The sequence below is a fragment of the Plesiocystis pacifica SIR-1 genome (genome assembly GCF_000170895.1).
Lineage (GTDB): Bacteria > Myxococcota_A > Polyangia > Nannocystales > Nannocystaceae > Plesiocystis > Plesiocystis pacifica.
On the sequence record NZ_ABCS01000044.1, the window covers coordinates 1 to 21,124 of the forward strand.

Sequence of the window (21,124 nt, forward strand, 5' to 3'; positions counted from 1 at the left end):
GCGGCGGCGACGAGCACGAGCACGACGACCACAACCACAACCATAGCCACAGTCCCTGAGCACGCATCTTCTTCGGGCGTCCAGGGAGGGCGCCCGTTGGCGGACCTGGCCGAGATTTGGGACAACCCACGACGATGACGCCGATCGGGGTCGAAGACGAGGGGCGGGCGAGCGCCCGGATCACCATGCGCAACGCGATCGCGGCGCGCTGGGTGTTGGTCGGCCTCGCGGCCTCGCTCGCGGCCCTGGTCTACCTCGCGGGCGACGCCCTCCCGGCGGGCTTGCTGCCCGGGAGCCAGCGCCCCTGGGGCGTGCTGGTGACCATCGCGTGTTGGGCCGGGCTGAACCTGGGCAGCTCGTGGGCGGTCCGCCAGGGGCACGCGAGCGAGCGCCTGGCCGGGGCGCACCTGCTCGTCGACGCCTCCGCGCTGACCGTGCTGCTCGCGCTCTCGGGCGGCCCGGCCAACCCCTTCACGGTGCTCTATTTCTTGCCCATCACCCTGGCCACGCAGGTGTCGCCGCGGTGGACCTGGGCGATCGCGGGGGTGTGCGTGCTGAGCTTCGCCAGCTTGTTCGCGCTCAGCCCCGTGTTGGAGGGAGGCCTCGCCCACGCCGAGCACGGCCACGCCGCCATGGGCCACGGCCACGATCATGGTCATGGTCATGGTCACGGCCACGCAGCCGCGCCGACCGACGCCTCGCCCTTCGAGGGCCACATGCGCGGGATGTGGGTCGCCTTCGGCCTCGCCGGGCTGCTGGTCACGGTGTTCGTGCATCGCATCGCCCTGGCCCTGGCCCGTCAGCGCAGGGAGCTGGCCCGGCTGCGCCGCGTCGCCTGGGAGGACCGCCACCTCACCGCGATCGGGACCCTCGCGGCCGGGGCCGCCCACGAGCTCGGGACCCCGCTGGCGACCCTCAAGGTCCTGACGGGCGAGCTCACCCACCTCGAGGGGCCACAGCTGCGCGAGGCCCAGGCGGCCATGGACGCGGCCCTCGATCGCTGCAAGCTGATCGTCTCGAAGATGGCCAGCCCGGAGCTGCGGGTCAGCGCCCTGCCGGCGGGGGAGGGCTGGCCGCTGGTCGACCTCGCCGGCGCCGTCGAGGGCGAGCCCCTCGTGGTCCCGGTCCACTTCGAATTCGACGCAGACGCCGAGGCCCGGCGCTCGCTCCAGCCCTTCGAGGTCCTCGCCCAGCTGCTCCGCGAGCTGATCCACAACGCCGTCGAGGCCTGCCGCGGGGCCGAGGGCGAGGCGGCGGTCACGGTCCACTTCGGGCTGCGCGACGACGAGCGAGGCGCGACGACCCTCGCCGTCGAGGTCGTCGACTCCGGGGTGGGCATGGACGCCGACGCGCTCTCGGCTGCCTTTGATCCTTTCCGGACGACGCGGGCCGAGGGCGCGGGCATGGGCCTGGGCCTCTACCTGGCGCGGGCGCACCTGCGTCAGCTCGGCGGGCGCATCGCGCTGAGCTCGACCCTGGGCGCTGGGACCCGGGCGCGCTTCGAGCTGCCTCTACGCGAGCCGCGGGAGGCCAAGGCATGAGCGCGCCGAGCGTGATGGTCGTCGACGACGACCGAGACTTCTGCGCGGCCCTGGCCGCGGCCCTGCGCCGGCGCGGGCACGCGACCGTCGTCGCTCATGACTACGCCGAGGCCCTCGCCGAGGCCAAGGCGTGGCGGCCGGAGCGAGCGGTCATCGATCTGCGCATGCCCGGCCCGAACGGCCTCGAGCTCGTCGCGGCCCTGCGCGAGGCCTTGCCCGAGCTGCGCATGGTCGTGCTCACGGGCTTCGGCTCCATCGCGACCGCGGTCGAGGCCATCAAGCTCGGCGCGGTGCACTACCTGACCAAGCCCGTCGCCGTGGACGAGCTGCTTGCGGCCTTCGAGCGCACCGAGCCCGCGCTGGTCTCGCCCCCGGACTCCACCCAGCCCGCGCCCCTCGACACCGTCGAGTGGGAGCACCTGCAGCGGGTGCTCGTGGACGCGGGCGGCAACGTGTCCGAGGCCGCCCGGCGCCTGGGCATGCACCGGCGCAGCCTCCAGCGAAAGCTCGCCCGGGGAGCGCCGGGCGAGCGCCGCGGCGGGGAAGACTAGTCGGCCCCGTAGCGAGGCCGCCCCTAGCCTCGCTAGCCTCGCCGGGAGGCTGCGATGATCCGCAGGATCGCAGCGCTGACCGCGTTGGACAGCTCCTTGATCGAGTGCGGGTCGACGGCGTGCGCGGTGCCGTGGGCCCACAGCAGCAGCGGGATCTTGCTGCCGACCTTGATGGGCAGGATCAGCACGTTGCCCTTGACCCCGCCCAGCGCCGCGGCGAAGGCCACGTCGATCTTGTTGGTCGTCGGCGTGGGCCCAAAGAAGGGCATGCCGCGCTCGATCACTTGGGAGAAGATCGACTTGCCGGTGCTGGGGATCCGGACCTGACGCACGGCCTCGACGAGCAAGTCCTTGCCGCGGGCGTCGAGGCCCCGGAGCTCGTCGCGGCTGTGCACGAAGAGGATCACCCGGTTGAAGCCCGCGCCGAGGAAGTCGAGCAGCAAGGTGGTGATGTCGTCGCGGTTTTGCGCGGCCTCGACGGCCGGGAGCACCTGGGCGAAGGCCTCGGGGGACAGCGGCGTCGGGGTGGTGTTGAAGGCGCGCAGCGGGGGCGACCAGCCTGGCGAAGCCTGGGGCGCAGCCGGAGCGGCGGGGGCTGGGGCGGGGGCTGGATCCGGGGTCGCCGCGGGCTCGGCCGAGCCCATGGGCGGCGTGTGCCGCGGCGGCGTGCGCCGGTGGACCTGCATGGCGCTCGCGCGCTGGGTCTCGACCACGGTCGGGCGCTCGTGCTCGTCGATGTCGGCGATCACCGTGGGCGAGAGGCCGGCCTCCGTCGCGGAGGGGTCGGCGGGCGGATCGGGATCGGGCGGCACGACGGGGGCCGCGACGCCGGCGTTGGTCGGGCTGCTGATCGGCCGCTCCTTGGGCTCGGGGGGCTCGGCGAGGCCCGCCGCGGGCGTCATGTAGGGCGCCATCGGGGGGCGTCCGGGCGCAGGCTGGGCTGTTGGAGCGGGAGCGGGCGCGGGCGCGGGCGCTTCGGGTTCGAAGGGCGCGTCGTCGTCGTCGGAGGGGATGCCGTAGGTCCCCGAGGGCTCGCGGCGAGGCGCCGGCGCGTCCGCGGCCGGTTGTTCGGGGGGGCTGGCGAGGGGCGGGGCCGCAGCCGGGACGACCTCGGCGGGCGCGCTGGGCTGCTCGGCCTGGACCGGGACCGGGACCGGAGCTGGTTCGGGGCTCGGGGCTGGCTCGGGGCTCACGGCCGCCATCGCCGGCTGGGTCGGTCGTCCGGCCTCGGTCGTCGCCGCCGTCGCGGCCGCGGCCGCGACCGCCTTCTCGTCGCCGTAGATCCGCTCGAGCGCCCGGCGCAGCTCCGAGGGCTTGGCGACGGCGCGCACGAGGTAAGACCCGCACTCGGCCGAGACCGCGCGCACGGCAGACGCGCTCGTCGGGTCGGCCATGGCCAGGGTCAGGTTGCCCGCGTCGTCCGAGCTGACCGGCAAGACCTGCTGCTCCCACGCGAGGGTCGGGGACACGCGCCCCGCGGTCGCCGCGTCCACGCGCTCGAGCACGTTGCGCCGGACCCGTGGAATCATCAGCTTGCTGGCCAAGAAGGCGACGAGGGTGTCCTCGTCGGCGAGTCCGAGCTCGAGCAGCGCGTCCACGTGGGAGACGGCGCGGCTCGAAGCGTGCTCGTTGACCGCGTCGGCTTCCCCGTCGGAGAGCAGGCCTGCGCGAAGCATCAAGGTTCCCAGCACACTCATGGAGGCTGGGGTGATCATCGTTCGAAAGGCGGCGAGAGGTCAAACGAATCCGGCGAGCAAAATCCGTGCTCGGGTCCACGCCCCTGGACTCGGGTGCCGGGGAGGGCGGTCGCCTCCGCCCCCCTGGCTGGACGAGTGCACAGGCTCTGGCCGATCCACGATGGCCGAGGCTCCGAGTTCAGGTGCGAACGCGTGCTAAAGGGAGGGGGTGATCGACCTCGACCACAACGCGACGACGCCCCTCGACGCGCGCGTGCGGGCAGCCATGATCGAGCTCCTCGGGGATCCGCTCCTCGATGGTAATCCGTCCAGCGTCCACGGCCGAGGTCGCCGCGCCCGGGCCGTGGTCGAAGATGCGCGCCGGGCCGTGGCTCGGGCTGCCGGCTGCGAGCCCCTCGGGGTGACCTTCACCAGCGGCGGGACCGAGGCCGACGCCCTGGCGCTGCTCGGCTCGTGCCGGGCCCTCCAGGCGGCCGGGCGGCCGAGCGCGCTGATGCACACCGTCATCGAGCACCCGGCGGTGCTCGGGGCAGGGGAGCGCCTGCTCAGTGAGGGCATCGGCCGGGTCCACCTGCCCGTCGACGAGCAGGGGCGGTTGAGCCCCGAGGCGCTGACCGAGGCCCTCGCGCGCCACCCCGAGGTGGGCGTGGTGTCCATCGCGACCGCCAACCATGAGCTGGGCAACCGCTACGCCATCGCGGAGCTCGCGGCCGCGGCTCGCTCGGTCCGCGCCGACCTCGTGATCCACACCGACGCGGTCCAGGCCTTGGGCAAGGTGCCCGTGGACTTCGCGGCCTGGGATGTCGATCTCATGAGCGTGTCCAGCCACAAGATTTACGGGCCCAAGGGCGTGGGCGCGCTCTTGCACCGTCCGCACCACGGCGCCGAGGCGCTCTCGACCCTGTGGATCGGCGGCTCCCAAGAGCGCGGGCGCCGGGTCGGGACCGAGGCCGTGCCGGCCATCCACGGCTTCGGCGTGGCCGCGGGCCTGGTCCACGCCGAGCTCGGCCAGCGCATGGAGCACATCCAGGGCCTGCGCGCGCGCTTGCTCGCCGGCGTCCAGGCCCTCGAGGGCGTCACCGTCCACGGCGACGACCGGCCCGGGGCCAACCTCGGCAACACCGTGCTGATGAGCATCGAGGGCTGCCTGGGCGAGCTGATGCTCATCAACCTCGACCTCGAGGGCATCTACGTGTCCACGGGCTCGGCCTGCAACAGCGGCAAGTTCGCGGCCAGCAAGGTGCTCGTCGCCCTCGGTCGACCCCCGGCGGTGGCGGGCTCGGCCCTGCGCCTGTCCCTGGGCAAGGGCAACACCTCCGCCGACGTCGAGGCCGTGCTCGAGCGCCTGCCCCCGCTGATCGAGCGGGTGCGCGCGGCCAGCAAAGACGCCCTGGGAGCGGCGGGCTGATGCGGGTCGTGTGCGCCATGTCTGGAGGCGTCGACTCCTCCGTCGCCGCCGCGCTCATGGTCGAGGCCGGCCACGAGGTCATCGGCCTGACCATGGCCCTCTACGACGCCAAGGGCGAGCGCAAGGGCCGGGGCGGCACCTGCTGCTCGCCGGCCGAGATCGATCTGGCGCGCCGGGCCTGCGACCTGCTCGGGGTGCCGCACTACACCGTCGACGAGCGCGAGCGCTTCCAGGCCGCCGTGATCGACGACTTCGCCCGGGAGTACCTCGCCGGCCGCACCCCCAACCCCTGCGCGCGCTGCAACGAGCACGTCAAGTTTGGCCCGCTGCTGGCCCGCGCGCGGGCCCTGGGTGCCGAGCTGTTGGTCACTGGACACTACGCGCAGATCGTCGACGGGGAGGCCGGTCCGGCCCTGCACCGCGGCGTCGATGCGAGCAAGGACCAGAGCTACTTCTTGTTCGCGATGGGCCGCGAGACCCTGGCCGAGGTCGCCTTCCCCCTCGGGGCCTGGTCCAAGGCGCAGGTGCGCGAGAAGGCCCGGGAGCTCGGCATGCCCAACGCCGACGCGCCCGACAGCCAGGAGCTGTGCTTCGTGCCCGGGGGCGACCACGGCGAGGTCGTCGAGGCGCGGGCGAAGGCGCTGGGTCTCGACACCGCGCGCCTCGAGCCCGGTCCGATCCGCGACGAGAGCGGGGCCGTGCTGGGCGAGCACCGCGGCATTCACCGCGTGACCGTGGGCCAGCGCCGCGGCCTCGGCGTATCCGCCGATCGTCCCCGCTACGTCCTGCGCGTGCTCCCGAGCGAGCGCGCCGTGGTCGTCGGCGATCCCGAGGGCCTCGAGGTCCGCGAGCTGATGGTCGGCGACTTTCGAGCGCTCGCGGACCTGCCCGTCGGCGAGCCGATCGCCGCGCGCGTGCAGGTCCGCCACCGCAGCGCCGCCAGCCCGGCGACGGTCGAGATCCTGGGCGAGGGCGCGCTGAAGGTGCGCTTCGACCAGCCGATCCGCGCCGTCGCGCCCGGCCAGGCCGCGGTCGTCTACGCGGGCGAGCGCGACGCGGGCGATCGAGTCCTCGGCGGCGGCTGGATCCGCAGCGCGAGCTAGCTCGCTGAGGGCCTACAGCCCCAGGGTCTCGCCGAGGATGCCCTCGAGCTCGTCGATCTCCTGGAAGTCCACCAGGAGGTCCCGAAAGCGCTTCTCCGCCAGGCCCATGGCCTCGGCCAGGCGCCGCAGGTAGCGGTCCTCGGCCAGATCGATCTCCTCGTCGGACTCGGACACCGCCGCGACCATCTCGAGCACCTTTCGCCGGTCACCGCCGAGGGTCGAGAGCGTGCGCCCTGCGGCCTCGACGTCGAAGGCGGCCGGCGAGAAGGACTTGAGCCGGGCCTCGATGGTCGGCGGCAGCTCCTTGCCACCGAGGAGCTTGGACAGCAGCGAGCGGATGGTGTCGAGCTCGCGGCCGGCGAGGTGCTTGTCGGCGAAGGCGGCTCCGAGCAGGCAGTCGGTGATGGTCTCGATGTGACGTTTCATGGCGGCGGCCCGGTCTTTATATCGAATTTGGCGCGCTCAGCGGGTGTTCATCGGGCGAGAGTTGGCTCCATCGTGATAGGGTCCGAATCCGTGGCGTCGAGCTTGCCCGAGGTGTTGCGCAGTCTCCCCGGAGTGTCGGGCGAGGAGGCCTCGCAGCTCGATCCCTTGATGGCCACCCTCGGCCACGCCTTCGCCCAGCCCCAGCTGCTGCGGGTCGCGCTGACCGTCGGGTCGTGGGCCAACGAGAACCGCGACGCCGGCTGGCCGAGCAACGCCTGCCTCGAGTTCTTCGGCGACGCGGTCCTCGACCTGGTCGCCGCCGATGCGCTGTGGCGCCGCTTCCCTCGCCTGGGCGAGGGCGCGCTGACCCGCCTGCGCGCCTCGTTGGTGTCCGAGCGCTCCCTGGCCAAGGCGGCGCGGAGCATCGATCTGGGCCGGTGGATCTACCTGGGCCGCGGCGACGAGCAGCGCGGCGCCCGGGAGCGCGACGGGACCCTCGCCGACGCCCTCGAGGCCGTGCTCGGGGCCGCCTTCCTCGACGCGCGGGAGGCCGGGGGGGACCCCTCGGTCGCGGCCGCCCAGGTCTTCGAGCGTCTGTTTGGCGAGCGCGTCCGCAGCCTCGCCCCCGAGGACGGCCTCGACCCCAAGTCGCGCCTGCAGCAGCTGGTCCAGGCCGAGCGCCGGCTGACGCCGGTCTACGTGGCGATCGGCGAGCCGCCCCCGGCCGACGATCCGCACTGGCGGGCGCGGGTCGAGCTGCGCCCGGCGGGCAAGCCCGTCGAGGTCTTGGGCGAGGGCGAGGGCCGGAGCCTGCGAGCGGCCGAGCGCGCCGCCGCCCGAGCGGCCCTGGCTGCTCTCGAGCCTTGAGTTATTGAAGCGGTCGGGCGCGGAAGGCCTCGGCGAGCTCGAGCAGGGCCTCGCGGCGGGGATGATCGCTGCGCCACACGAGGCGAAACCAGTCGCTGGCCAGGCGCACCTTGGCCATGGCCTGGACCATCGCGCCCGCGTCGAGGTCGGCCTGGACGAAGTAGCGCGGGAGCACGGCCACGCCGGCGCCGTCGAGGACCCGGTGGCGCACGGCCGCGATCGTGCCGAGGTACTCGTGGGCGCCAAAGGTCCAGGTCTGGCGGGCCGGGGCCGCGTCGACGAAGTAGCGAAACAGCGGCAGGTCCGGGAGGGTGTCGAGCAAGGTGTGGCCCGGCGCGTCCTCGGGCTTGCGCAGGGGCTGGGCGTCGAGGCGTTCGGCCGAGCCCACGAGCACGTAGCGCTCTTCGTGGAGCAGGGCGTAGGACAGGTCGGCCTGGGTCAGGCGAATGCTGGCGATGAAGCAGTCGATGCTCCGGCCCAAGGTCGCGGCGATGAGCTCCGGTCCGTCGGCGAAGTGGATGTGCAGGGTCCGGCGGGGCTGCTCGTCGCGCAGCTCGGCGAGGGCCGGCACGATCCAGCTCATGCCCAGCTCGAAGCGCGTGCCGAGGGTGAGCTCGAAGGGCGGCTGCGCGTCGAGGTCGTGGATGTGCTCGCGCAGGCCTCGGGCGTCGCGGAGCAAGGCCTCGGCCCGCGGGCGCAGGCGCAGACCCGCCGCCGTGATCTCGACCTTGCGAGTCGTGCGGCGAAACAGCTCGGCCCCGAGCTCGTCCTCGAGCCGACGGATGCGCTCGCTGAAGGCCGCGGAGGACAGGCCGACACTGCGCGCCGCGGCGCGGAAGCTGTGGTGTTCGGCGAGCGCCACGAAGCAGCGCAGGGAGTCGAGATTGGGCAGCCAGGTGTCGCGCATGGTCGTTCGGGATTCCCTGACGATAACTTTCGCATTGTTCTGATTATCTTGGTTGGAGGGCTGCGCTAGGTTGGGTACATGAAGCTTTGGATTGGGTCTCAGGTGGCCGTTTCGGCCGTATTCGTGATGTTTGGAGCTGCTTGTGCGGACGACGGGCTCTTGCCCAACGACGACGGTGGCGCTGATGGCGGCGATGAGGTCGGGACGGAAGAGGAGTCCGAGGAAGAGGAGTCCACGGGCTCCGAGGAGGCGGGCACGAGCACCGAGGAGGAGTCGAGCACCGAGACGTCCGAGGGGGAGGAGGAGTCCGAGGAGGAGTCGAGCTCGGACGACACCTCCACGGAGGACGAGGGCGAGAGCACTTCAGAGGAGGAAGGCGAGGAAGAGTCGACCACCGGCGAGCCCCTGCCCGAGGGCTTTTGCGAGGACGCGTGCACCATGTTCGCGCAGGGCGGGTGCTTGACCGAGGAGGCCTGCGCGGACCACTGCGCGGCCGAGAGCCCGGGCTGGAGCGAGGCCCTGGGCGAGGCCTTCGTGACCTGCGTCGAGACCAACCCGCTGTGCTTCATGACCATCGACGACTGCATGCTCGAGGAGCTCCACCCCCCGGGCAGCGCCTTCGACCTGGCCCTCACCGGGGCGGGCTTTGGCGACTATGAGGGCCGCACGATCCTCGCGTGGCACGACTCCGGCCCGCTCGACCCCTTCGAGGGGGAGGCGCAGATCGAGGCCGGGGCCTTCGCCCTCGAGTGGTCCGAGGACTTCAACGGCTTCGGGGTCATGGGGCCCCTGGTGCTCTACTACGTCGACGTGGACGACGACGGCGGCTGCGACCCGGAGGTCGATCTGACCGGCTCGCAGCAGCTCGAGTGGGACGGCGACTTCGTCACGCCGCGCTTCGCCCTGGAGGTCACGCCGGCGACCAACCCGGCGCCCTTCGTGTGCAGCTTCCTGCCCTGACCCCTGCCCCCGTAGGGGCGAGGGGTCGGCCCCGGCGGTCAGGGGTGGGCGATCACCAGCAGCGTGGGCGCGTGCTCGAAGGCGCAGCGCAGCGCCAGGGCCTGGTTGTCGGGGTCGAGGGCCGCGAAGCTCTCGTCGAGGATGACCAGCTCTGCGCCCTGGAGCAGCGCCCGGGCCAGGAACACGCGGCTGCGCTCGCCGTGGGACAGCTGCCAGCCGGTCTCGCCGACGTTTTGCTGCATCCCGGCGGGCATGCGCTCGAGCAGGGGCCCGAGGCCGAGCTCGCCGCACAGCTGCTCGGCCAGCTGCAGGTCCGCCTGGGTCGGCGGCCAGCGTCGGCCCATGAGCAGGTTGAAGGCGAAGGTATTGGTCAGGATGTGGTTGAGGTGAAACTGCGGGGCCGCGGCGACGCGCTCGCGCCAGCCCTGCTCGCCGTGGGTGGGGGCGTCGAGGCCCGAGAGCAAGAGCAGGCCGGCGCTGGGTCGGCGCAGGCCGGCGAGCACGGCGGCGAAGGTCGACTTGCCGCCGCCAGAGGGGCCCTCGAGCAGCAGGCGCTCGCCGCCGCGGAGCTCGAAGTCGACGCCGCGCAGGGCGGGGCGCTCGCGGCCGGCGTAGCGGTAGCTCAGGTCGCGGACCTCGATGACCGTCGGGGCACGCTCCGTGCCAGTCTCAGCTTCTGGTCGAGCTTCGGGGCCCGCGGGCTCGAAGCCGTGGCGGGGGCGGAGGAAGCGGGGCGGGACCGGTCGGCGGGCGCCGGCGCGGATCAGCGGGCCGACCTCGCGCCAGGCGATGGACAGATCGATGACGTCGGTGACGCCCGCCGCGAGGTTGGAGAAGCCCCCGCGGGCGAGGAGCAGGCCGCCGAAGGTCACGGCGAGGGCGGCCGTGGACGCCTGTCCGCCGACCAGCGCCGGCCACAGGCCGAGGACGCCGACGAGCATCCAGCCCCGGCGGGCGAACACGTCGAGGGCCACGGAGCTGCGATCGAGGGCCCGCGAGCGCCCGAGGTAGGCGGCCGTGCTCGCGTCCTCGCGGACGTGCCAGCTGCTCGGGGCCTCCTGGGCCAGCCGGGTGGTGTGCCCGACCATGCGCTCGACGAGGGCGTGGGTCATGGCCAGGCGCTCGCGGGTCCACGCCCGGCGCACGAGGGCGTAGCGCACACCCAGGAGCACCAAGAACACGACGCAGGCGAGCAGGAAGGCGACCATCACCCACGGCCCGGCGCCCTTGCTGAGCACCCAGGCGGCCGCGCCGAGGTCGACGAAGGCCGTGGCCGCGTAGAGCCCCGAGGACAGGGCCAGGCCCTCGACGGCCTCGGCCTCGATGACCATGGCGAGCATGCGCCCGACGCCGCGCTCGCGCAGCTCGTCGGGGTCGAGGGACAGGGCGCCGGCGAGCATGCGGCGCTTGAGCACCGATCCCAGGCGCAGGGCGAGCAGGCCGTTGTGCCAGCTCTGCAGGGCCTGGAGGGGGACCATGGTGACCAGCAGCAGGGCCCAGGCCGAGAGCCAGCCCAGGTCGCTGCGGCCCTCGAGCACGCTGCGGCCGATGAGCCACCACGCGGCCAGCAACAGCACGTAGCGCAGGGCGTTGGCGCCGAGCAGCAGGCCGGCCGAGCGCAGGGCCCCGTCCTCGACCAACAGGCGGCCCAGGCCGGCGTGGGGCGGGCGACGCAGCTGCCAGATGCCCCGCAGCGAGCGGCCCCCGAGGCGGCGGCGGATCAGCGCGTCGCGGGCCGCCGCGCGTCGCCGCGGCGGAACCATGGCGGTGTCGAGGAGGCGCTCGCAGTCGTCGCGGACCGGGGCGACGAGGCGCTCCGAGAGGAACGCGGCCAGGCGCGCGGCGGGGACCTTGCGCCGGCGCAGGTCGGGGCCGAGCAGGCGACCGCGGCCGTCGAGGGCGAGCAGGCGCGGCGGCGCGTCTTCGCCGTCCGCGTCCGTGATCAGGAGCAGGGCCGGGCCGAGGCGGCGCAGGCTGGACTCGAGGGCGCCCAGGGGCACGCGCAGCGCCTCGATCTCGAAGCCCATGGCCGAGGCGCGCAGGTCGAGCCAGCGGCCGAGCTCGTCGCGCAGGCGCTCGGGGCCGTCAGGGTGAGGCGGGGGAGGGGGCATCGAGCTCGAGGCGCCGCTGGGCTCGAGGCCCGCGCGCTCGGCCAGGGCCACCAGGGCGTCGTCGAGGCGCTCGAGCGGCCAACAGCTCGCGCGCAGATCGAGGGAGCCGCTCACGCTTCGCCCTCCGTCGGTGTGAACGCGCGCTCGAGCAGCTGCCCGTCGCGGAGCTGAACCCGGCGCCACTGGGGCCGGCGCCACAGCTTCGCGTGGACCTGCCGCTCACCGGCGAGCATGCTCGCGTAGGCGCCTTCGGTCCTGGCGGCGAGCTCCCGAGGGTCGCCGTCTTCGACGATGCGCCCCTCGTCGATGACCAGCACCCGGGGAAACTCGAGGGTCTCCTCGAGGTCGTGGGTCACGCACAGCAGGGTCGAGCCCGACCAGCGGCAGCGCATGCGTCGGAGCAAGGCCGCGCGTCGACCCCGGTCGAGGCCGCGCAGGGGCTCGTCGAGGATCACCAGGCCGACCTCCGGGCGGAGCAGGCCCCGGGCCAGGCGCACGCGCTGCCCCTCGCCCCCAGACAGCCGGGCCCCGCCTTCGCCCAGGGGCGTCTGCAGGCCCTCGGGGAGGTTGGCGACCAGGTCGACGAGCTCGGCGTCGGCGAGGGTCGGGCCGACGGCGTCGAGGGCCGCGTCGAAGTGCGCGCCGCCGTCGGCCGCGTCCGCGCTGCTGGTCACGCCGTAGAGCAGGTTGTCGACGAGCGGGTCGCTCCACAGCGCGACGGCGGGGTCGACCCAGGCGATGCGCCGACGCAGGGCCGCGCGCTGGGGTCCGTCGAGGGCCACGCCCGAGACCAGCACGCGGCCGTGGGCCGGGCGGTGCCAGCCGAGCAGCAGGCTCACGAAGGTCGACTTGCCCGCTCCGGAGGCGCCGACGATGGCGACGTGCTCCCCGGGCGCGATGTCGAGGTTGATGCCGCGCAGCAGCACGTGGCCGCCCGCGACCACGGCGACGCGATCGAAGCGCAGCCCGAGGGCGCCCGAGCTCGGGATGGACTCGGCCTCCCCCGCGTCTCGTGCCCCCTGGCCCAGCTGCTCTTCGTCCGGCGCGCCGAGGGGCTCGAGCAGACGCAGGGCGCGGCTGCGGTGGGCGGGGTACTGGCGCAGCTGCGAGCCGAGCTGCTGACCGAGGGCCGGGAGCTGCATGGACCAGTAGACCAGCAAGAGCATCGCCCCGACCTCCCCGGCGCCCAGGGAGTGGCGGGCGATCACGGCGATGACCACGGCGGCGCCGACGAGGCCCTGGAGCACGTCGACGGTGGTCGAGGCCCGGACCAGGTCGAGGCCCGCGCGCATCCACTCGACCAGCAATTGTTCGTGCTCGCGGCGCACCGCTCGGGTCGCGCCGTGGGCTCGGATCGGCCACAGGCCCAAGAGCGCGTCGAGGTAGACCCGGCTCAGCGCGCCGCCGTGGGTGCGAAAGCGAAGGTCTCGCTCGCGCAGCACCGGCAGGGCCCCGACGGCGGTCAGGCACAGCAGCGCCGCCCCGCCCCCGGCCAACAGCGCGCCGCCCAGATCGAGCCACGCGACGCCGGCGACGGTCAACACCAGGCTCGCCCCGGTCCGCACGACCTGCCCGCCCAGGGACGGCAGGCGCCGCAGGCCGTGCATGGCGTGGATGCGCTCGGCCATGTCGGAGCTGAGCCGGCTCTGGAAAAAGCGCGCCCCGAGGCGCGGGACCTTGGTCAGGAAGGCGACGCGCAAACGGGCCTCGAGCCGCCGACCCATGCCCCGGACCTCTCCGGCGATGGCGCCCTCGAGCACGAGCAGCACGAAGGCGAAGGCGACCAGGGCGATCCAGGCGACGAGGCGCTCGCGGACCAGGCCCAGCTGGGCCCCGATCTCGACCATGCCGCGGAGGATCGCCGCCTCGAGCAGCATGCCCACGCTGGCCGCGAACGAGGCGGCGACCAGGAGCCCAGGGCGCAGCCAGCCGTCGGCGCGGAGCATGGTCAGCAGCTCTCGGCCCAGGCGCGGGTCTTCGCTGGCCTCGGCGTCGACGAGGCTCGGGGGCAGGGGCGGGGCCTCGTCGGCTTCTTCGTCGGCTTCTTCGTCGGCTTCTTCGTCGGCTTCGGCTTGGGCGGGCGCGGGCCCACGCAGGCCGCGGACGCGGAGCACCACGGCCCCGGTCAACAGGACCTGCTCGCCGTCTTCGGGGTCGGCCTCGGCGAGGGCCTCGGGCGGGAGGGCTCGGGCGCACCAGCAGCGCGGGGGGATCCAGCTCGCGTCGGTCTGCACGCGCTCGAGCAGCCCCTCGATGGAGCCCTCGACCTCCCGGCCGCGGCGCAGCGCGCCGATCTCCACGAGGTCGTCGAGCATGCGCGCGGCGGCGTCGAGGCGGGCGAGGGGCTGCCAGCCCTGGCCGTCCTCGAGGGCCGCGCCGAGGTGGCGGTGGATGAAGGCGGCGCTGCAGCCGAGGCCGCGCAGCTGCGCGCGCAGGACCTGGGTGAAGTCTTCGCTGGCCGCCCACTCGTGCCAGGCCTCGGCGGGCACGGCCATGGTGTGGCCGTAGAGCTCGCGCATGAAGGTGTCGCGCCGCTTCCACACCCGGCCGCTGCCGGGATCCATGACCTGGACCCACGGCCCGAGCACGCGCCACACGACCACGAAGTGGGTGACGCCCGAGGGCAGGGCGACGACGACGATGGCCGGGAGCGCGTCGGCCTCGGGGCGCAGCAGGTGGTCCGCGGGGATGACGACCTGCTCGGCGTCGAGGCCCAGGGCCACGGCGACGTCCTCGAGGGTGTCGATGGAGGTGCCGTCGACGTCGGTCTGGCAGGCCTCGCGCAGGCGCCCGTAGGGCACGCGGCGCTCGAAGCCCTCGAGCAGGCAGCTCAGCGCCGCCGGCCCGCAGTCCATGGCCGAGCTCTGGACCACCTCGGGGGCGAGGAAGGTCGGCGCGCTCATGGCTGGGCGTCCGTGGGCGCGGGGGCCTGGCGCTCGGCTCCGCGGCCGCGCAGCCGTCGACCGGCGGCGCGCAGCAGCACCGTCGCCGGGTTTGTGCGCTCGAGCTCGATCTCGAGGCTCCCGGGCAGGCCGTGCTCGAGGGCGATGGCCTCGGGCACGGACTCGATGCTCAGCTCGACGAGGATGGCCCCGCCCCGGGGCTCGCGGGCGACGGCGCTCACCTGGGCGCCCACGCTGCCGTACTCGGCCCAGGGAAAGCCCGCCAGGCGCAGGCGCGCGGGCTGCCCGGCCTTGATGCGCCCGACGGCCTGGGAGGGCGAGAACTCGGCGACGACCTCGAGCTCGCCGGCGGGCACGACCGCGCCCAGGCGCTCGCCGCGGTCGACCCAGGCCCCGCGCTCGATCGCCGCCAGCTCGCCGACGGTCCCGGCCACGGGCGCGCGCAGGCGGTGCTGCTCGAGCTCGATCTCGAGGGCGGCGATGCGGCCCTGGGCGTCGGCGCGATCGACCGCGAGCACGGCGACCTCACCCTCGATGGCGACGATGCGCGCGAGCCGGTCGCGAACCTGGCGGTCGCCGTCGAGGCGGGCGAAGCTCGACGCCGATCGCCGCTCCCGGGCCTGGGCGCGCTGGCGCTCGGCCTCGGCCTCGCTGCGCCGGAGCTCCGCGGCCGTGGCGACGTCGGACTGCTCGAGCCCGCGGGTGTCCTCGAGCTCGGACTCGGCCAGGCGGGCCTGCGCCAGGGCGGCGTCGACCCGGGCGCGGGCCTCGAGGCGGGCCGCTCCGGCGGCGAGCTCGAGGGCCTCGAGGGCTTCGCGGCTGGCCGCGACCTCGCGCTCGCGCTGGACGATGACCGCGTCGAGGGACTCGAGCCGAGCCTCGGCGCGCTCGAGGGCGAGGGCGGTCTCGCGGTCATCGAGCTCGATGAGCAGGTCGCCAGCCTCGACGCGGTCACCAATGGAGACCCGCACGCTGCTCACGCGCCCGGCCCTGGAGGCCGCGATTTCCCGGCTGACTGCGTCGACTTGGACCCGCGCGATCTCGGTGGACTCGGTGACCTGAACGCGGGCGGCAAACAGCCACACTGTCCAGGCGACGAGGAGGATCGGTGCGAGCGCGAGCAGAGCGCGCCCTCCGGGGGCGCCGTCGACCTCGAGCGAGCGGAGGGTATGTGCAAAGGGCGTGGCCATCGCTCGGGGTCTCCGGCGGACCAAGCATCGCCGGCTGGGGACGCCATTGTCAAAGCGCCTCGGAAGTCTGACGGGCCGAGCAAAAATAATTCCGGCCGGCCTCGGCAGCTCTCGGGGCTGGGGGAGGCCCACGACATGGAGTGTGTATTGAGCGGAGTGCGCATTCGGTGACACCAAACCGTCGGGGGGGAGTTGGGCACAGAGTCACATTTTGTGCGCGCATTTATTTAAACCACCGAGTCAGATTTTAACGGGCTATGTCCAATGGAGCACCGCCGCACCGATGGTCGGTGTGGCTACTGGAGAACAATCACCACGATGAAAAAAATCAACACGAAACAGTCCGCCGCCAAGCGCACCGCCGAGGCCCTGAACGAGGTCGAGACCGCCATCTTCGGCGAGCCGACGGGTCGCTTCCGCACGGGTGTCCGCGCTGGTGGCAAGGACGACCCGCCCAAGAACACCTGCAAGCCCTGGCTGTGCCCGATGCCCATGTACGGCATCCCCCTGCCCACCGAGCTGTGAGCAATGCGCGGGGCGCCTTCGGGCGCCCCGCCGTCCCCAACTCTTCACACCACGCCCAACCCCAAACGACCTCGACCCTCACCCGACCGACGGCAGCCCAGGAGATCCACCATGCCCATGTCCGAGCCCGAATTCGCCTACCTACGGACTGCCTACGCGGTCTGGGAGCTCACCCTCAAGTGCAACCTCAAGTGCATCCACTGTGGGTCGCGGGCGGGCCCCAAGCGCCCCCGGGAGCTGAGCACCGCCGAGGCCATGGACCTGGTCCACCAGCTCGCCGAGGTCGGCATCAAGGAGGTCTCGTTCATCGGCGGGGAGGCCTTCCTGCGCCCGGACTGGCTGGACATCGCTCGGGAGGTCAAGGCCAAGGGCATGCGCCTGACCATGACCACCGGGGGCTTTGGGATGACGGACAAGATGGCCGAGGCGATGGCCGAGGTCGGGTTCGCGGGGGTCAGCGTGTCGGTGGACGGGCTCGCCGCGGAGCACGACCTGCTGCGCGGGCGCAAGAAGTCGTGGGAGTGGTGCTTCAAGGCGATCGAGTCGATCCGCAAGGCCGGGATGAAGACGGCCTCGAACACCCAGATCAACCGGGTCAACGCCGCCCAGCTCCCGCAGATTTTCCAGATGCTCCACGAGGCGCAGGTCTACTCGTGGCAGCTGCAGTTCACCGTGCCCATGGGCAACGCCGCCGATCGCCCAGACCTGCTGATGCAGCCCCACGAGCTCCTCGACGTGTTCCCGGTCATCCACTACCTGTGGCACCGCGGGGCCGAGCACAAGCCCTACGTCTACCCGGCCAACAACATCGGCTACTTCGGCCCCTACGAGCGCCGCTTTCGGACCCTCGGCGCGGCCGAGGCCGACGAGATGGGCTTTTGGAACGGGAGCACGGCGGGCGTGCTGACCCTGGGCATCGAGGCCGACGGGACCATCAAGGCCGACCCCTCTCTGCCCACGGACGACTACGCCGGCGGCAACATCCGCGACAAGTCCCTGCGCGAGATCGTGTTCGAGGCCGAGGAGCTGACCTTCAACGACGAGTTCAGCGCGGCGGAGACCTGGGGCTTTTGCGGGGGCTGCGAGTTCGCCGAGGTCTGCCGCGGCGGGGACACCTGGACCTCCCACGTGTTCTTCGATCGCCGAGGCAACAACCCCTACTGCCACCACCGCGCCCTGCACCACGCGGCCCGGGACGTGCGCGAGGAGACCCGGCTGGTCGAGCGCGCGTCGGGGGACCCCTTCGACAACGGCGTGTTCGACATCCGCGTCGTGCCCCGGGAGCAGTGGAGGGACGACCCCAAGGGCTTTCGCTTCGCCGACGTGCAGTGGCCCGAGGCGTGGCTGGCCGAGGACCCCGAGCTGCCACAGCGGCTGTGGTCCGAGCGCGAGCGCTCCATCGAGGTCTGGCGACAGACCCGGCTGGGCTGGCCCGGCGCGGCCGAGTAGGCCCGGCTACTGCTACCCCGTTCCTACCCCGCTCGGGGGCCGTAGGGATCGAAGCGCTGCACGCTGGCGCGCTCGCCGTTGAGCGCCTCGAGCTCGGCGGGCGTGTAGGCGTCGGCGCTGCCCGCTGGCGCGACGTTGCGGATGAAGCGAATGATCCGGTCCCGGACCTCCTGCCCCGCCAGCCGCCGCTGTGTGTCCAGGGCTGACTCGCTGTCCGGGGCGCGCTCGGGGTCGAACCCGTCGAGGTGCTCGGCGCATTCATCCCAGCGCTGGAACAGGAGCTGCCGGCGCGCCTCGACGCTCGACTTCGGGTCGCGCCACAGCTTCGCCAGCGAAACAGGCGTCAGCGTCAACCGGTGCGGGTCTTGAGCCACACGCCGACGTGCTGGATGGTCAGCAAGCCGCCGACCTTGGTCAGATCGGGCAGGCCGTCACCCCGGTCCTCGAGGCCGGCGAGCTCGGCGGCCAAGCGCGGCAGCAGGACCTCGGCGAGGGCAGGCCCGCGCGGCCCGACGCCCATGGCGTCGAGGCGGGCCTGGAGGTCTTCGGTGACCCCCGCGACGATGCGCCCGCGCTCGTCGAGGAGGTTCTCGTGGGCCCACAGCAGGTCCTGAGGCGCGAGCGGGCGCAGGCCCTCGGCGGTCGAGCTGCCCGGGAGCTTGGCGTGGATCAGCGCCGTGCGGACGAGGTCGCCCAGGCGGATCTGCGCGGGCACGTCGACGCGGTTGAGCCACACGGGATCGACGGCGCAGCCCTGGGCCGCGAAGCTCAGCGCAGCCAGGGCCCCGGCTTCGCCGATCAGCGCCGTCGCCCGGGCCAGGTCCGCGCGGCCGCGCAGCGGTCGGGAGCCGGCCTTCCCGTCGAGGGGCAGCTCGGGGTACCAGCGGCTCAAGGTCGCGAGGGCGGGCCCCCAGGGGCGGTCGAGGAGCGAGCCGATCGCGTCGAGGGAGACCTGCCCGCTGCGGTGCAGGGCCAGGGCGGCCTTGCGCAGCTTGGCGAGGGGTCCGTAGCCAAAGCGGAACAGCTGGCGCAGACCCACGGCGCGGACGCGGCCGGCGAGGAAGTCGAGATCGACGGTGGCGTCGACGTCCTCGCCCCGTGGGCTGACGGCGTCGAGGTTGGCGCTGGCCAAGAGCAGCTCGAAGGCCAGGTTCAGGGTGCCCTGGGCCTGGCCGAGGGCGCGCTCTTGGAGGGCCTCGTCCCCAGGCTCGAAGCGCTGCGCGGCCATGAGCTCGTTGACCAGGAGCAGGAACTCGCGCAGGCGCAGGTCGTACTCGTCGTCGTCGAGGTGACGCATGACCCGGCGCAGGAGGTCGCGCTCGCTGCCGGTGAGCTGGGGCGGGAGCGAGGGGCCCTCGGCGGGCGGAGTGCGCTCGACGTTGGGGTCGCCCTCGCCGAGCACGGCCTCCCGGGCCAGGGGCGCGAACAGGCGCATGGCCTCCTCCCACTCGGGGAAGCCGAGGTCGGCCAGCCGGCCCTGACGCCAGCGCAGCAGCTCTTCTTCGAGCTCGGCGTGCAGGCTCCACTTGATCGCGCTGACCAGCTTGCGGCCCTCGGTCAGGCTGTCGGTGTAGATCGCCTCGATGACCCGCTTGGTCTGGTGGCCGAGCTCCGTGTCGGGCACGCCGATGATGAAGAAGCCGTCGGGGGACTCCCAGGTGTGCAGCGCGGCCATCTCCTCGAACACCCGGGCCCGGTACTCGTCGTCGTCGGGGTCCTCGATCTCGGCCACGGCCGTGGCCGCGGCGTTGGCCAGGATCCACATCTCGGCGTCGGTGTCGTGGAGCAGGTCGACGAGGCGGCCGCGCTCGGCCCCGCTCTCGCGGTAGGCGTCGACGATGCGGTCGAGCCACTCCCGCGCGCGCGGGATCGCCAGGCGATCGCGGTCCCAGCCGTCGAGGTCGAAGAGGCCGACGATCTGCTCGGCGGTGGCGTGAGGCAGGGCGAGATCCAGCCGGTTCTCGTCGCGAAGTTTGCGCGCGACGGTCACGAAGCTCTGGACCGGGAGCTCGACCACGAGCTGGGCCGCGTCGTCGCGCAGCTCGAGGCTCGTCGGATCTTCGATGACCAGCTGCACCTCTTCGGGCAGGGACGCGAGGGCGCGAGGTGCCGACTCCGACGATTGCTCCGCGTTGCTCATGAGCCCGGCAGAGTAGTCCGGATTTGTCCGAAGGGAAGAGCGGTGATGCGCGTCGATGGACGCGGGGGAACACCAGAGGTACATCGGGGCCGTGCTCGACCGCCTCCCACGGCTCTCGGCCCTGCGCTCGAACCCGCCGCGCAACCCGACGATCGGCGCCTCCCTCGGCCCGGTCCGCGGTGCGCTGAGCGCCCTCGCCGAGGGCTCTGGCCGCTCCCTGCTCGTCGCCTGTTCGGGGGGGGCCGACTCCGTGGCGACCCTGGGCCTGCTGGTGCTGCTCGAGCGCAGCGAGGGCCTGACCTTGAGCGTCGGCCACGTCGACCACGGCCTGCGCCCCGAGTCCGCCGACGAGGCCGAGCTGGTCCGCGCGCTGGCCGAGGGTCTGGGCTTGCCCTGCTTCGTCGAGCGGGCCGAGCTCGCGCGCGGCCCCGGTCTACCGGCGCGGGCCCGGGCCGCCCGCCGCGGCGCCCTCGAAGCCATGGCGGAGCAGGCGGGGGCCGACGCGATCGTGCTCGCGCACACGGCGACGGATCAGGCCGAGACCATGCTCATGCACGCCACCCGGGGCGCGGGCCTGGTCGGGCTCGCGGCCATGCCCGTGCTCGATGGGCCGTGGCTGCGCCCGGTCCTCGACCTGACCCGGATGCAGACCCGCGAGCTCGCCGAGCTCCTCGAGCTACCCTTCGTCGACGACCCCACGAACGAGGACCGCGAGCAGCTGCGGACCTGGCTGCGCCACGAGGTCCTCCGCCCCCTGCGCGCCACCAACCCGCGGGTCGAGGTGCTGATGGCGGGGCTGGCCCGGGAAGCCCGCGACGCCCAGGAGGCCGTGGAGGTCTGGGCCATGCGTGAAGTCGATTCGCGCCGCACGAGCCTCGAGCCGGGATCGGAGTCGTGGACCCTCGACGAGTTCGACGCCTTGCCCCGGGCGATCCGAATGCGCGTGATGCGTCGCTTGTGTGAGCTCGCGGGCGCAGACCTTTCGAGGCTGCACAGGCGCACCGTCGCGGCCATGGAGCAGGCCTGCGTCGACGTGTCCGAGGCGACGAGAGCGGGGAGGGGGGCGCCCCGACCGGCCCCGCGGCGTTGGCAGCTGCACCCCGGTCGCGAGGTGATCGTCGACAAAAACGGCGTTCGTTACCAATCCACTGCCGGTCTGGGGAGCGACGACGCGCGCTGAGGGGCTTTGACCGGCCCCAGGGCCACCGCTATGATCTGGATCGGCGTCATCGGCTCTAGCGCGGTCCTGGGGCTCGACAATCCAGGCCAAATCCGGCAGATACGGCCTTTCCTGCGCTAGGCAGGTCACGCGGGTCCGCTCGCGCCAACCGCCGCGGACTTCGAGA

Annotated in this window: 17 protein-coding genes; 9 read left to right on the plus strand and 8 right to left on the minus strand. The window is 73.2% G+C overall.

Annotated features, from left to right (window positions below; all coding sequences use genetic code 11):
- The first annotated feature begins 134 nt into the window (after positions 1–134).
- Both PPSIR1_RS21605 and PPSIR1_RS21610 read left to right on the plus strand, forming a co-directional pair.
- Positions 135–1,541, plus strand: a complete 1,407-nt coding sequence (locus PPSIR1_RS21605; protein ID WP_006973284.1) for a sensor histidine kinase — start codon at positions 135–137, stop codon at positions 1,539–1,541.
- A complete protein-coding gene (locus PPSIR1_RS21610; RefSeq protein WP_006973285.1) occupies positions 1,538–2,092 on the plus strand; it encodes a response regulator transcription factor in 555 nt (184 codons plus the stop codon). Before PPSIR1_RS21605 ends, PPSIR1_RS21610 begins: the two co-directional genes overlap by 4 nt.
- Before the next feature lie 32 nt (positions 2,093–2,124).
- Here PPSIR1_RS21610 and PPSIR1_RS21615 read toward each other — a convergent pair whose 3' ends face one another.
- Complete coding sequence (locus PPSIR1_RS21615) at positions 2,125–3,789, minus strand: GspE/PulE/PilB domain-containing protein (RefSeq protein WP_198154578.1); 1,665 nt, start codon at positions 3,787–3,789, stop codon at positions 2,125–2,127.
- Positions 3,790–3,997: 208 nt separating this feature from the next.
- On the opposite strand from PPSIR1_RS21615, the gene PPSIR1_RS21620 reads away from it, so the two are divergent.
- The gene (locus tag PPSIR1_RS21620; RefSeq protein WP_006973287.1) at positions 3,998–5,197 is read left to right on the plus strand and encodes a cysteine desulfurase family protein; all 1,200 of its coding nucleotides are present in this window, start codon (positions 3,998–4,000) and stop codon (positions 5,195–5,197) included.
- A complete protein-coding gene (gene mnmA, locus PPSIR1_RS21625) occupies positions 5,197–6,300 on the plus strand; it encodes a tRNA 2-thiouridine(34) synthase MnmA (RefSeq protein ID WP_006973288.1) in 1,104 nt (367 codons plus the stop codon). Before PPSIR1_RS21620 ends, mnmA begins: the two co-directional genes overlap by 1 nt.
- Positions 6,301–6,312: 12 nt before the next feature.
- Here mnmA and PPSIR1_RS21630 read toward each other — a convergent pair whose 3' ends face one another.
- Positions 6,313–6,726, minus strand: coding sequence for a tellurite resistance TerB family protein (locus PPSIR1_RS21630; RefSeq protein ID WP_006973289.1), 414 nt, complete (start codon positions 6,724–6,726; stop codon positions 6,313–6,315).
- Positions 6,727–6,798: 72 nt separating this feature from the next.
- Between PPSIR1_RS21630 and rnc the strand changes: the two genes are divergently transcribed.
- Positions 6,799–7,593: a ribonuclease III gene (gene rnc, locus PPSIR1_RS21635; protein ID WP_198154580.1), complete on the plus strand. Its 795-nt coding sequence runs from the start codon at positions 6,799–6,801 to the stop codon at positions 7,591–7,593.
- Between the two features lies 1 nt (position 7,594).
- Here the strand turns inward: rnc and PPSIR1_RS21640 are convergent, their stop codons facing one another.
- Entirely contained in the window at positions 7,595–8,500 is a 906-nt protein-coding gene (locus tag PPSIR1_RS21640) for a LysR family transcriptional regulator (RefSeq protein WP_006973291.1), read from the minus strand.
- A gap of 78 nt (positions 8,501–8,578) precedes the next feature.
- Here PPSIR1_RS21640 and PPSIR1_RS43430 point away from each other — a divergent pair, with 78 nt between their 5' ends.
- Positions 8,579–9,460, plus strand: coding sequence for a hypothetical protein (locus PPSIR1_RS43430; RefSeq protein ID WP_157595809.1), 882 nt, complete (start codon positions 8,579–8,581; stop codon positions 9,458–9,460).
- A gap of 38 nt (positions 9,461–9,498) precedes the next feature.
- Here the strand turns inward: PPSIR1_RS43430 and PPSIR1_RS21650 are convergent, their stop codons facing one another.
- The 3 genes from PPSIR1_RS21650 to PPSIR1_RS21660 are packed head-to-tail and all read right to left on the minus strand — an operon-like array spanning position 9,499 to position 15,664.
- On the minus strand, positions 9,499–11,685 hold the full coding sequence (locus tag PPSIR1_RS21650; protein ID WP_006973293.1) for an ABC transporter ATP-binding protein: 2,187 nt from the start codon (positions 11,683–11,685) through the stop codon (positions 9,499–9,501).
- Complete coding sequence (locus PPSIR1_RS21655) at positions 11,682–14,474, minus strand: ATP-binding cassette domain-containing protein (protein ID WP_006973294.1); 2,793 nt, start codon at positions 14,472–14,474, stop codon at positions 11,682–11,684. Before PPSIR1_RS21655 ends, PPSIR1_RS21650 begins: the two co-directional genes overlap by 4 nt.
- Positions 14,471–15,664: an HlyD family secretion protein gene (locus PPSIR1_RS21660; RefSeq protein WP_006973295.1), complete on the minus strand. Its 1,194-nt coding sequence runs from the start codon at positions 15,662–15,664 to the stop codon at positions 14,471–14,473. Before PPSIR1_RS21660 ends, PPSIR1_RS21655 begins: the two co-directional genes overlap by 4 nt.
- Positions 15,665–15,982: 318 nt before the next feature.
- Between PPSIR1_RS21660 and PPSIR1_RS21665 the strand changes: the two genes are divergently transcribed.
- Both PPSIR1_RS21665 and PPSIR1_RS21670 read left to right on the plus strand, forming a co-directional pair.
- The gene (locus PPSIR1_RS21665) at positions 15,983–16,189 is read left to right on the plus strand and encodes a hypothetical protein (protein WP_006973296.1); all 207 of its coding nucleotides are present in this window, start codon (positions 15,983–15,985) and stop codon (positions 16,187–16,189) included.
- 117 nt (positions 16,190–16,306) lie between these two features.
- The gene (locus PPSIR1_RS21670) at positions 16,307–17,638 is read left to right on the plus strand and encodes a radical SAM protein (RefSeq protein ID WP_157595810.1); all 1,332 of its coding nucleotides are present in this window, start codon (positions 16,307–16,309) and stop codon (positions 17,636–17,638) included.
- A gap of 23 nt (positions 17,639–17,661) precedes the next feature.
- On the opposite strand, the gene PPSIR1_RS21675 is transcribed toward PPSIR1_RS21670, so the two are convergent.
- Together PPSIR1_RS21675 and PPSIR1_RS21680 are read right to left on the minus strand one after the other, a co-directional pair.
- On the minus strand, positions 17,662–17,991 hold the full coding sequence (locus tag PPSIR1_RS21675) for a hypothetical protein (protein ID WP_006973298.1): 330 nt from the start codon (positions 17,989–17,991) through the stop codon (positions 17,662–17,664).
- On the minus strand, positions 17,988–19,778 hold the full coding sequence (locus PPSIR1_RS21680) for a DUF6178 family protein (protein ID WP_006973299.1): 1,791 nt from the start codon (positions 19,776–19,778) through the stop codon (positions 17,988–17,990). Before PPSIR1_RS21680 ends, PPSIR1_RS21675 begins: the two co-directional genes overlap by 4 nt.
- Positions 19,779–19,869: 91 nt before the next feature.
- On the opposite strand from PPSIR1_RS21680, the gene tilS reads away from it, so the two are divergent.
- Positions 19,870–20,958 (plus strand): tRNA lysidine(34) synthetase TilS, encoded by a 1,089-nt coding sequence (gene tilS, locus PPSIR1_RS43435; RefSeq protein WP_006973300.1) that lies wholly within the window; start codon positions 19,870–19,872, stop codon positions 20,956–20,958.
- Positions 20,959–21,124 lie beyond the last annotated feature (166 nt).

Excerpts from the sequence above, each read along its gene's own strand:
- PPSIR1_RS21655 (WP_006973294.1), bottom strand. The coding sequence starts at position 14,474 with ATGAGCGCGCCGACCTTCCTCGCCCCCGAGGTGGTCCAGAGCTCGGCC.
- PPSIR1_RS21665 (WP_006973296.1), top strand. The coding sequence starts at position 15,983 with ATGAAAAAAATCAACACGAAACAGTCCGCCGCCAAGCGCACCGCCGAG.
- PPSIR1_RS21660 (WP_006973295.1), bottom strand. The coding sequence starts at position 15,664 with ATGGCCACGCCCTTTGCACATACCCTCCGCTCGCTCGAGGTCGACGGC.
- PPSIR1_RS21605 (WP_006973284.1), top strand. The coding sequence starts at position 135 with ATGACGCCGATCGGGGTCGAAGACGAGGGGCGGGCGAGCGCCCGGATC.
- PPSIR1_RS21680 (WP_006973299.1), bottom strand. The coding sequence starts at position 19,778 with ATGAGCAACGCGGAGCAATCGTCGGAGTCGGCACCTCGCGCCCTCGCG.
- mnmA (WP_006973288.1), top strand. The coding sequence starts at position 5,197 with ATGCGGGTCGTGTGCGCCATGTCTGGAGGCGTCGACTCCTCCGTCGCC.
- PPSIR1_RS21615 (WP_198154578.1), bottom strand. The coding sequence starts at position 3,789 with ATGAGTGTGCTGGGAACCTTGATGCTTCGCGCAGGCCTGCTCTCCGAC.
- PPSIR1_RS43430 (WP_157595809.1), top strand. The coding sequence starts at position 8,579 with ATGAAGCTTTGGATTGGGTCTCAGGTGGCCGTTTCGGCCGTATTCGTG.
- PPSIR1_RS21630 (WP_006973289.1), bottom strand. The coding sequence starts at position 6,726 with ATGAAACGTCACATCGAGACCATCACCGACTGCCTGCTCGGAGCCGCC.
- PPSIR1_RS21610 (WP_006973285.1), top strand. The coding sequence starts at position 1,538 with ATGAGCGCGCCGAGCGTGATGGTCGTCGACGACGACCGAGACTTCTGC.
- PPSIR1_RS21670 (WP_157595810.1), top strand. The coding sequence starts at position 16,307 with ATGTCCGAGCCCGAATTCGCCTACCTACGGACTGCCTACGCGGTCTGG.
- PPSIR1_RS21640 (WP_006973291.1), bottom strand. The coding sequence starts at position 8,500 with ATGCGCGACACCTGGCTGCCCAATCTCGACTCCCTGCGCTGCTTCGTG.